Consider the following 9,736-nt stretch of genomic DNA (forward strand, 5'->3'; position numbering starts at 1 on the left):
AGCTCAAGCACCTGCGCCTGGATGGTCACGTCGAGCGCAGTGGTGGGCTCGTCGGCGATTATCAGCGATGGGTTGCAGGCCAGCGCCATCGCTATGACCACCCGCTGACGCATTCCGCCGCTGAACTCGTGCGGGTATTCCCTGTAGCGGGCGCCCGGTATCTGCACCTTCTCCAGCATCTCGACGGCACGCCTCTCGGCCTCCGCCTCTGTCAGATCCTGGTGGGCGACGAGGGCCTCGGAGATCTGCAGTCCTACCGTGACCACCGGGTTCAGGGAGGTCATCGGGTCCTGGAAGATCATGGAGATGCTGTTTCCACGGATCTTCTTCATCTCCCGCTCGGGCAGTTTGAGCAGCTCCGTGCCGTCGAAGACTATCCTTCCGTCCTCGATCACTCCGGGAGGGGAGGGGACGAGCCCCATTATGGAGAGTGCGGTGGTGGTCTTGCCTGCGCCGCTCTCCCCGACGAGACCCAGGGTGCGCCCCCTGTGCAGGGAGAAGCCCAGGCCGTTGACCGCCTCCACGGTACCTTCGAATGTCTTGTATACTACGCTGAGATCGGAAACTTCCAAAAGGGCGTTCATAAAACTTCCTCCAGGCCTACTGGCGCAGCTTGGGATCAAGCGAGTCCCGCAATCCGTCGCCGAAAATGTTGAGGGCCAGCACGACTATGGAGATGGCGAGCCCGGGAAACACCGAAAGATAGGGCGCCTGGCGCAGGAACTGTCGCCCGGCGCTCAGCATGGATCCCCACTCCGGAGTCGGCGGCTGGACCCCCAGCCCCAGGAAGGAAAGGGCTGCTGCCGACAGGATCGCGTGAGCCACGCCGAGGGTGCTCTGAACGATTATCGGCGCCATGCAGTTCGGCAGAATGTTTTCGGTGATTATCCGAAAGTCGCTTGCGCCGACGGCCTTCGCAGCCTCGACGAACTCCTGTCCCCTAACTGTGAGGGTGGAGGCGCGGACGATCCGGGCGTAGCGCGGTACCTGGCTGATGCCCACGGCAATCATCAGGTTCACGAGGTTTGCGCCGAGGGCCCCGACTATTGCGATCGCCAGGATTATCTGCGGTATTGCGAGCAGGACGTCCATGCTTCTCATTATGATGTTGTCGAGACGCCCTCCGTAGTAGCCCCCGATGGCGCCGAATACTCCTCCGAGGATCGCTCCTATCCCGACCGCCACGAAGCCCACGTAGAGCGAGATGCGGCTGCCGTAAAGCACGCGGCTGAACATGTCGCGCCCGAAGTTGTCCGTGCCGAGGGGATGGGCCATGGATGGCCTCTGGAGCCGCGACTTCATGTCCGTCTTGTTCGGCTCGTACGGGGTCAGGAAGGGGGCGAATATGGCCACGAGGACCAGAATGATAATGGTCACCATCCCCACAATGGCCGCCTTGTTTCTCCTCAGACGGCGCCACACCTCCCACCATGGGCTGCGTCTCTTCTCGCGGGCCTTGCCTCCGGCCGACACGACGATGGAGGGCGAGCTGTTGCAGACGTTATTCATTGATTCCTCTCCTCTCCGTCATCTGGCCGCTCGGTACTGGGCCTTGATCCTCGGATCGAGCACCGCGTAGAGCAGGTCGACCATAAGATTCACTACGCCGACGCACAGGGCGAAGAAGAGCACTCCTCCCTGAACCACCGGGTAGTCGTGCTGGCGAATGGCGTCAACGATCAGCCGCCCCAGGCCGGGGATGGAAAAGACCGTCTCCGTCACCACCACTCCGCCGAGGGAGTGGCCGAAGTAGAGCCCCGCTATCGTGACCACCGGGATCATCACGTTGCTCAGTATGTGGCGGGTGAGGATGAGGCGGTCCGAGATCCCCTTCGCCTTCGCCGTCCGGACGTAGTCCTGTCGTATGACCTCGAGCATGCTCGACCTGGTCATCCTGGCTATTACCGCCATGGTCTGGACGCCGAGGACTATCGTAGGCATTATGAGGTTCTTCCAGGAGTCCATTCCGGACGAAGGAAGGATGGGGATGTAGATGGACAGTAACAGCATCAGCATCAGGGCTATCCAGAAGTTGGGTATTGAGAAACCCGCCAGTGCGATGAAGCTGCACAGGGCGTCCACCCATGTGTTCTGCTTAAGCGCGGCCATCAGGCCGAGTGGAAGGCCGATCCCCACCGCGAAAACCATTCCCAGGATCGCCAAAGTGAGGGTCGCGGGGAATCGTTCGAGGACCTCCTCTATGACCGGAGCGTTGGACCTTATCGAGCGCCCGAGATCCCCCTTGAGCGCGTTGCCCAGAAACGCCCCGTACTGAACGTAAAGGGGCCTGTTCAGGCCCAGCTGCTCCCTTAAATTGGCTATGTCCTCCTGCGTGGCGCTGGGTCCCAGCATCACCTCCGCCGGGTCTCCGGGGGAGAGGTGGACGATCGAGAAGATGACGATCGAGACTCCAAGTAAAACGGGTATGAGGAGCAGTATCCTCCTCAGGAAATAACGAAGCATAGGCAACACACTCCCGCATATTGTGAGCGCGGTCTCCCGGAGCGAGAGCTCTGGAAGACCGCGCGTTTGGACGTCCTGTTATTCAGCGAGGGAAACCCCGTGAAGGGGGGAGATGAAGTTCGGATAGGGCTTGAACCCTTCGACCTTGTTGGACGAAGCCGCCGTTATCTCCTGGACTGCGAGGAAGATCAGCGGGCACTCGTCGACTATCAGGTCCTGCGCCTCGACGTAGATCTGGCGGCGCGCGGCCTCGTCGAGCTCCGCGCCTCCCCTGTCGAGAAGATCGTCAAGCTCCTTGTTGGTGTAGCGGAAGCGGTTTGAGGAGCCTATGTTGACCGAGTGGATGATCGGCACAAGTCCGCCGTCCGCGTCGCCCGTGCCGGTCCATCCCAGCAGGAAGCCCCCGCCGATGCCCTTCGCGGTCTCGGTGAGCAGCGTGCTCCACTCCATTATCTCGATCTTCGCATTGACGCCGATGTCGGCCAGGAATGCCTGGATGAGCTCGGCGGTGCTGGTACGCTCGGTTCTCGCGTCGCAGAAGATGGTCATCTCGAAGCCATCGGCGAAGCCAGCCTCGGCGAGAAGCTCCTTAGCCTTGTCCGGGTTGTAGGGGTATACCGCCATCCTGTTGAAGTCGAAGCCCCAGATGACGGGGGAGAGCGGTCCCTGGGCGGGCATGCCGAGCCCGAAGTAGACCGCGTCCACTATGGCCTGCTTGTCCACGGCGTAGTTGATCGCCTGGCGGACGAGCTTGTTGTCGAGCGGCTTGGCCTCGACGTCCAGCCCAAGGTAGTTTGTCGCCATCGCCGGGCAGGTGTAGGTCTTGAAGTTCTCGTTCTGGCGGAAGTCGGCGAACTCGGCGTAAGGGAAGTTCGCGGGGATGAGGTCGATCCCGCCGGACTCGAGCTCTATCATCCTGGTGCCGTCCTCGGGTATGCTGCGGAAGACCAGTCTCTCGATCTTGGCGGGGCCGTCGAAGTAGTCGTCGTTGCGCTCGAGGATTATCTTGTCGCCCCTCGACCAGCTTACGAATCTGTACGGGCCACAGCCGATCGCAACCTTGCTGCCGTAGTCCGCCCCTGCCTCCTCAACGGCCTTCTGGTTCAGAATGACGGCCTCGTAGCGGGTGAGGCTCATCAGCATGGGAGCGTAGGGCCGCTCGGTCACGAGCTTGACTGTGTTCTCGTCTACGACCTCTACGGACTTGATCTCCTTGACATGCGACGCGCCGGGCGCGGCGGTAGCGGGATCTCTCATCCTGTCGAGGGTGAACTTGACGTCGGAGGCTGTCACCGGCTCGCCGTTGTGGAACTTGACGCCCTTGCGCAGGTGGAACACCCACGTCAGGTTGTCGGGGTTCTCCCAGTTCTCCGCAAGGTCCGGGATGATCTGCATCAGCTCGTTCACCTGCACCAGGTTGCTGTAGACCTGGCGGATGACGTTGGCTGAGTAGACATCGTTGACCTTGTGGGGATCCATGCTGGATATGTCCGCCACCTGCGCTACCTTGAGCTCCGAGGCGAAAGCCGATGCCGAGAAGAGCACGACAAGAGCCATCGCAAAAAACGTGATACGGGATACCTTCATTCACTTGCACTTCCTTCCTGTAGTATTTTAGTACTGAATTATTGCTTGTGTAGGATTGTATCATGTGGATGAGTGGAAAAACAAACCTCACCATATATGATGCAAATGTCTGAAATTTGCCATTGCGCCTAGCGAACTATAGGCTTGGCGACGATGGGCAGCAGATCGTGAATGTTCTCCGCCCTCTCGGGAAAAGCCGCAAGCGACTCCATGTCCAGCGCCCATACCTCCATAGGCGCGGCGGGGCGAATCAGCTCGCGTCTGAAGGGGCGTAGCAGCGAGATGAGCGCCTCCGCTTCCTTCTCATCATCGCAGACGAAGACAAGCCAGTTCACCGCGCTCTGGTCGAAGCTGTCATGATCCATGTAGCCGGGCAGGATCATCCTGCGCAGTACCTCCAGCGCCAGCTGAAAGCGTCCGATGGTGGACAGCAGGGCGTGTCCATTCGGCTTTTCGTGTACGGGTTGGCGGACGCAGAAGAAGCGGTCGGCGTTGAGCAGTCCCCATGGGTCGTTCGGTGAGCGAGGTATGTGGGAGTAGGACTGGAAGTCGTAGCGGCTCAGGTGCAGCAGGTCGGCCTCGAAGAAGGCAAGCCCCTCGCCCGATGCCTCCAGCCACTCAAACGCCGCGCCGGGAGAGGGAGGCGACTTCTCCCTGGCGGCCAGCCCTACCACGGGCCACTCATCCCTCATCCTCGCGAAGACCGGGTCGTCCGGCCAGAGCCAGGTCAGGGGATTCTCCGAGAAGATCCTCCCGTCCGGCAGGCTTGGGATGGGAAAGCGGGCGCGCGAGATGAATTCCTTCTTTCCCCATCGTTGAAGGTGCTTTCCGTCCAGCAGCAGACGGAGGCGGGTTCGGAAAAGGCAGGCATCCTCCGAGTCGATCTCGGTGCCGGGGAAGGCCGCCAGGTAGTTCGCCTCGGCGGTCTTGATGAACGCCCTTCTGCCATTGTCGGTCAGACGCCACGCCTCGGCCCCGCGCTCGACAAGGCCGGACTCGGCCAAGAATGACAGAGGCGCCGGGTCCTCTCCGGCCATGCGAATCAGCTTCTCCGTCCAGCAAGGATTGTCCTCGTCAAACAGAAAGAGAAGGTCAAGTCGATCCACGTGCTCACCTCCCCGTCGAGAATCCGACCCCCCAAAAGATTAGCGCCACGGGGCCGTTTAGTAAAGGGCCCGAGGGCTCTCATTGACTTCTCATGCGGTGAAAACTATAGTAATCCTATCCGCATCCGACGGGCTACCTGACGACAAAGGAGGTCGGTGTTCATGGAAAATGGAAATGTACTCTTCGCACTGAGCCTGACTCTGCTGGCCGGACTGTCCACAGGTATCGGCAGTGCACTGGCGTTCTTCACCAAGCGCACCAACACCCGCTTTCTGGCTTTCTCCCTCGGCCTCTCCGCCGGGGTGATGATATACGTCTCGATGGTGGAGATCTTCTTCAAGGCGCAGACCGCTCTTCAGTCCGCCCTCGGAGAGACCGAAGGAGCGTGGGCGACTGCGACGTCGTTCTTCGCCGGGATTATTGCGGTGATGCTGATCGACAAGTTCGTGCCGTCGGAGGAGAACCCGCACGAGCCGCACCGTGTGGAGGAGATCAGGGGGCGAGCGGGCGAGCTTGGACGAGAGCGGTCGCTTCTGCGGATGGGGCTGATGACCGCGATAGCCATTGCGATCCACAACTTCCCGGAGGGGATAGCGACCTTTATGGCCGGGCTGCAGGATCCCCACCTGGGGGTTCCGATAGCGTTCGCGATTGCCATACACAACATCCCGGAGGGGATAGCAGTCTCTGTGCCGATCTACTACGCCACCGGCAGCCGGAGGAAGGCCTTCTGCTACTCCTTCCTGTCGGGAGTCGCCGAGCCACTGGGGGCGCTGCTGGCATGGCTGGTACTGATGCCCTTTCTTACCGATGCTCTCTTCGGGGTGGTATTCGCGGCCGTGGCCGGGATAATGGTCTTCATCTCGGTGGACCAGCTCCTGCCGGCGGCGAGGAAGTACGGTGAGCACCATATTTCGATATACGGACTTGTTCTGGGCATGATGATAATGGCGGTGAGCCTGCTGCTGTTTCTGTAGGCGAAAGGGGGGCGTTTTATGAAATACAAGCTGGACGAGGAGCGGTTTTTAAAGGATCTCGAGCATTTGGTGAACATCGATAGCCACTCTTACGACCTGGAGGGGGTCGGCAGGATGGCGGCCTTCTTCGAGAAAGCCTTCACCGAGGCGGGATGGACCGTCAAGAGGGTGGACATAGGGCCGGAGGCGGGTGAGTGTCTGGAGATCACGAACGGCGCGGCACCGTACGACGCACTGATCCTCGGGCACATGGACACGGTCTTCCCGAGGGGGGTCGTCGCGGAGAGGCCCTTCACCCGCGACGGGGAGAGGGCGTACGGCCCCGGTGTCATAGACATGAAGTCCGGCCTGCTGTTCTCCCTTTACGCCGCGCGGGAGATCTCGGCGAGGGGGATCGCCGGGTCGTACTGTGTCGCGCTCAACAGCGAGGAGGAGGTCGGCTCGCGCAACGCCCGCCAGTGGATCGAGCGGCTGGCGAGGGAGAGCAGAGCGACGATAGTGCTGGAGCCCGCCAGGGCGAGCGGCAACCTGGTGAACGAGCGCAAGGGGATCGGGCATATAGAGGCGGTCTTCAAGGGCAGGGCCGCACACGCGGGGGTGGAGCCGGAGAAGGGTATAAACTCGGTGAGCGAGATGGCCAGATGGGTGATGGAGCTGCACTCGCTCGCCAGTCCGGAGCTCGGAACCACTGTGAACGTCGGGATCGTGTCCGGGGGAACCGGGGTGAACGTCGTGCCGGAGAGGGCCGAATTGACGGCCGATGTGCGTGTGAAGGTCGAGGAGGAGGCGGATCGTCTGGCCGCCAGGCTGGTGGAGCTTAAGGCGAGCCCCTTCACCCCCGGCGTGAAGGTGGAGGCGGAGCTGATCCTGACCAGGCCGCCGATGAACCCGGACGAGAGGACTTTGAAGCTGTGCGCTCTGGTCGACGATGCGGGGAAAGAGGCGGGGGTCGAGTTTGCCTGGCAGTCCACCGGGGGAGGGTCGGACGGAAACTTCACCGCCGCTCTGGGCATTCCCACAGTGGACGGCATGGGACCTATGGGGGGCAACTCTCATTCGGTAGACGAGTACCTGAACCTGGCAACCCTCTCGGCGAGGTTCGACATGCTCGTGAAGCTGCTGGAGCGTCTGCCGGGGGCGAAGCTCTAGCATGACGGACGAGCGCGCCTCGTTGCTCTCCACCAGGGAGATCCTTCGCATAGAGGGCGGGAAGTCGCGAAGGGAGGACGACTCCCTGCTGAGGGAGAGCCGCGTTACCTTGGTGCTGGACGGGGTCGAGGAGGTGACCGCCGTCTGCACCGCCGGTCACGAGGATTTCTGGGCTGTGGGGCATCTGAAGTGCCGTCGCCTGATCGAGCATTCGGAGGACGTGAGAAAATTAGATGTCTCCACCGGCGTCGTGTCAGTGGTGCGCAGCAGGCGGCTGGAAGGGCTGCCTTGCCCGAGGCGCCTGCTGTCGACGTCGGAGTCCGAGCTGGCCGAGGGGGTGGAGCAGAGGCTGGAGGGTGCGATCTCCGGAGGGCTGTGGATCAGGGCCTCGGTGCTTCGGGAGGGGGCCGCCTGGCTGGCCGAGGCTCCGATCTTTCGCGCCACCGGGGGCACTCACGTCGCCGCTCTGGTCTCGGTGGGCGGGGAGAGGCTTTTCATGGCCGAGGACATAGGGCGTCACAATGCGGTGGACAAGGTCGTCGGATGGGCTGTGATGAACGGCGCGCCGCTCGGGGAGTCCGCTATTCTCGTGTCCGGCAGGCTGCCGCTGGACATGGTGGTGAAGGCCCTCGCCGCGGGGATCCCGTTCATGGGGAGCGTATCGGCAGCCACAGCCGACGGGGCCGAGGCCGCGGAGAGAGGCGGCATGGTGCTGGCGGGATTCGTCAGGGGAGAGAGGATGAACGTCTACACTTTACCCGGGCTTGTCGTCCCCTGAGGGCTCGCCGTCAGGGTCCTTGAAGAAGGGGGGCCGAGGCGGGGACCGGGCGAACCAGGCAGCAGGCGAATAGCAAACACATCCTACGGAGGGCCGGAAAAAACCCGCCGCAGGACGCGTCCGCGCAGTATATGCTCAGCCGTCGTCGGACGGTGACACTTTTCAGGCCGGCGAAGATCATCGCCTCTTTTCGACGGTTATTCCAAGGCCTGGGCCATGGCCTCTTGCTCCTCGGCGGAGAATATACGGTCGAGGTCCAGGAAGATGATCAGCCTGCCGTTCACCTTCGCCACCCCTCTGATGAAGTCGGTGTTGACGCCGCTTGCGACTATCGGGGGAGTTGGCTCGATGGACTCGTCCGGTATTCGCAGGATCTCCGAGACCTCGTCGACGAGGATGCCTATATTCTGCCCCGACATGTTCACCACTATTATGCGGCGGTCGGCGTCCTCGGACTCGCTCCTGTCCGCCACGAGGAACCTCTTGCACAGGTCGACTATGGGAACAATCAGCCCCCTGAGGTTGACTATGCCCTCCACGAAGTCCATCGACCGTGGAATCGTGGTGATGTGCTGCAGCTTGACTATCTCGCGCACGCGGGATATGTCGATGCCGAACTCCTCTTTGCCGAGGCCGAAAACGACCAGCTGCTGTTCCGCCATTGCGAGTCCCCCTTTCTCTGCGTATGGTGAAAGAAAATTGTCTTAGTTATTCTAACGGACATTTTAACGACGAGAGGCAGGTTTTGTCAAAGCCGGACTCGCCTCCACCCTGAACCTCGCCACGGACTTCTCCATCTCCTCGGACAGCCTCACCAGGTCGGTCGCGGTCGCCGCCATGCTCTCGGTCATGCGGCCTTGCTCGTCCATGGAGCTGTTCATATGGCCGATCTGCTCGGCTATCTCCGCGCTGGTATGAGCGACGTTGTCCATGCCCGCGGTCATCTCCTCGGCGCTGGCCGACTGTTCCTGCATGGTCGCGGCTATGGACTGGACGTTCTCGCTTATGGCGCCGACCTTGACCACCACGTCGTCTATAGTCTCCTTGGTGGCCTTGGCACGTTCCACAAGCCTCCGGATCTGCTCCACGCTGCCCCTCTGATCGGCCCGGGCGTTCTCCGTCTTGTCCGCTATCTCGCCTATGACGCGGCCGACCTCGCCGGCGGCGCGGTTGGACTCCTCGGCGAGCTTCCTTACCTCCTCGGCGACGACGGCGAAACCACGCCCCGCCTCCCCCGCACGCGCTGCCTCTATGGCGGCGTTGAGGGCAAGGAGGTTGGTCTGGTCGGCTATGCTCGCTATTGTGTCGACAAAGCCGGTGATGCCGGACACGGAGGCGGCAAGGTCCTCCACCGCGGAGCTGACCTTGGCTCCGGAACAGGAGACAGCACCTATCATGTGAACCATCTCCTCCAGGGCCGTTCCTCCCTGCTCGGCGGCCGCGGATATCTCATGCGCTCTCTCGCCCGTCTCGGCCGCCGCTCGGGCGCCCGCCTGGGCGCCTGCTGAGACCTCCTGGATGCCGGCGTTGGTCTCCTCGACCGCGGTCGAGGCGTCGCGCGAGTTGGTCAGCACCCTGCCTGCAAGGGCTATTACCTCCTCGATGGAGGCGCTGCTCTGCTCCGCGGCGGCGCTCATGTCGGAGGCCCGTTCCAGCACGTTGCGGGAGCTGTCTA

The 9,736-nt window shown here is 62.0% G+C and carries 10 protein-coding genes; 3 read left to right on the plus strand and 7 right to left on the minus strand.

Going from position 1 to position 9,736, the window contains the following annotated elements:
• The 5 genes from GX181_09265 to GX181_09285 form a co-directional block, all read right to left on the minus strand.
• On the minus strand, positions 1-584 hold a 584-nt coding region (locus GX181_09265; GenBank protein NLM72129.1), incomplete at its 3' end, for an ABC transporter ATP-binding protein.
• Between the two features lie 16 nt (positions 585-600).
• A complete protein-coding gene (locus tag GX181_09270; protein ID NLM72130.1) occupies positions 601-1,509 on the minus strand; it encodes an ABC transporter permease in 909 nt (302 codons plus the stop codon).
• A gap of 18 nt (positions 1,510-1,527) precedes the next feature.
• The gene (locus GX181_09275; GenBank protein NLM72131.1) at positions 1,528-2,463 is read right to left on the minus strand and encodes an ABC transporter permease; all 936 of its coding nucleotides are present in this window, start codon (positions 2,461-2,463) and stop codon (positions 1,528-1,530) included.
• A gap of 78 nt (positions 2,464-2,541) precedes the next feature.
• Positions 2,542-4,050, minus strand: a complete 1,509-nt coding sequence (locus tag GX181_09280) for a glutathione ABC transporter substrate-binding protein (GenBank protein ID NLM72132.1) — start codon at positions 4,048-4,050, stop codon at positions 2,542-2,544.
• Between the two features lie 128 nt (positions 4,051-4,178).
• Positions 4,179-5,156, minus strand: a complete 978-nt coding sequence (locus GX181_09285) for a hypothetical protein (protein NLM72133.1) — start codon at positions 5,154-5,156, stop codon at positions 4,179-4,181.
• 162 nt (positions 5,157-5,318) lie between these two features.
• On the opposite strand from GX181_09285, the gene zupT reads away from it, so the two are divergent.
• From zupT to fdhD, 3 genes are read left to right on the plus strand one after another with little or no spacing between them, the layout of a single operon-like run.
• Complete coding sequence (gene zupT / locus GX181_09290; GenBank protein NLM72134.1) at positions 5,319-6,134, plus strand: zinc transporter ZupT; 816 nt, start codon at positions 5,319-5,321, stop codon at positions 6,132-6,134.
• A gap of 18 nt (positions 6,135-6,152) precedes the next feature.
• Positions 6,153-7,283, plus strand: coding sequence for a M20 family metallopeptidase (locus GX181_09295; protein NLM72135.1), 1,131 nt, complete (start codon positions 6,153-6,155; stop codon positions 7,281-7,283).
• Between the two features lies 1 nt (position 7,284).
• Positions 7,285-8,061, plus strand: coding sequence for a formate dehydrogenase accessory sulfurtransferase FdhD (gene fdhD / locus GX181_09300; protein ID NLM72136.1), 777 nt, complete (start codon positions 7,285-7,287; stop codon positions 8,059-8,061).
• A 197-nt stretch (positions 8,062-8,258) separates the two neighbouring features.
• Here fdhD and GX181_09305 read toward each other — a convergent pair whose 3' ends face one another.
• Both GX181_09305 and GX181_09310 read right to left on the minus strand, forming a co-directional pair.
• The gene (locus tag GX181_09305; protein ID NLM72137.1) at positions 8,259-8,723 is read right to left on the minus strand and encodes a chemotaxis protein CheW; all 465 of its coding nucleotides are present in this window, start codon (positions 8,721-8,723) and stop codon (positions 8,259-8,261) included.
• A 63-nt stretch (positions 8,724-8,786) separates the two neighbouring features.
• Positions 8,787-9,653, minus strand: a complete 867-nt coding sequence (locus GX181_09310; GenBank protein ID NLM72138.1) for a hypothetical protein — start codon at positions 9,651-9,653, stop codon at positions 8,787-8,789.
• Positions 9,654-9,736 lie beyond the last annotated feature (83 nt).

The sequence above is a fragment of the Synergistaceae bacterium genome (genome assembly GCA_012521675.1).
Classification (GTDB): Bacteria; Synergistota; Synergistia; order Synergistales; family Aminobacteriaceae; genus JAAYLU01.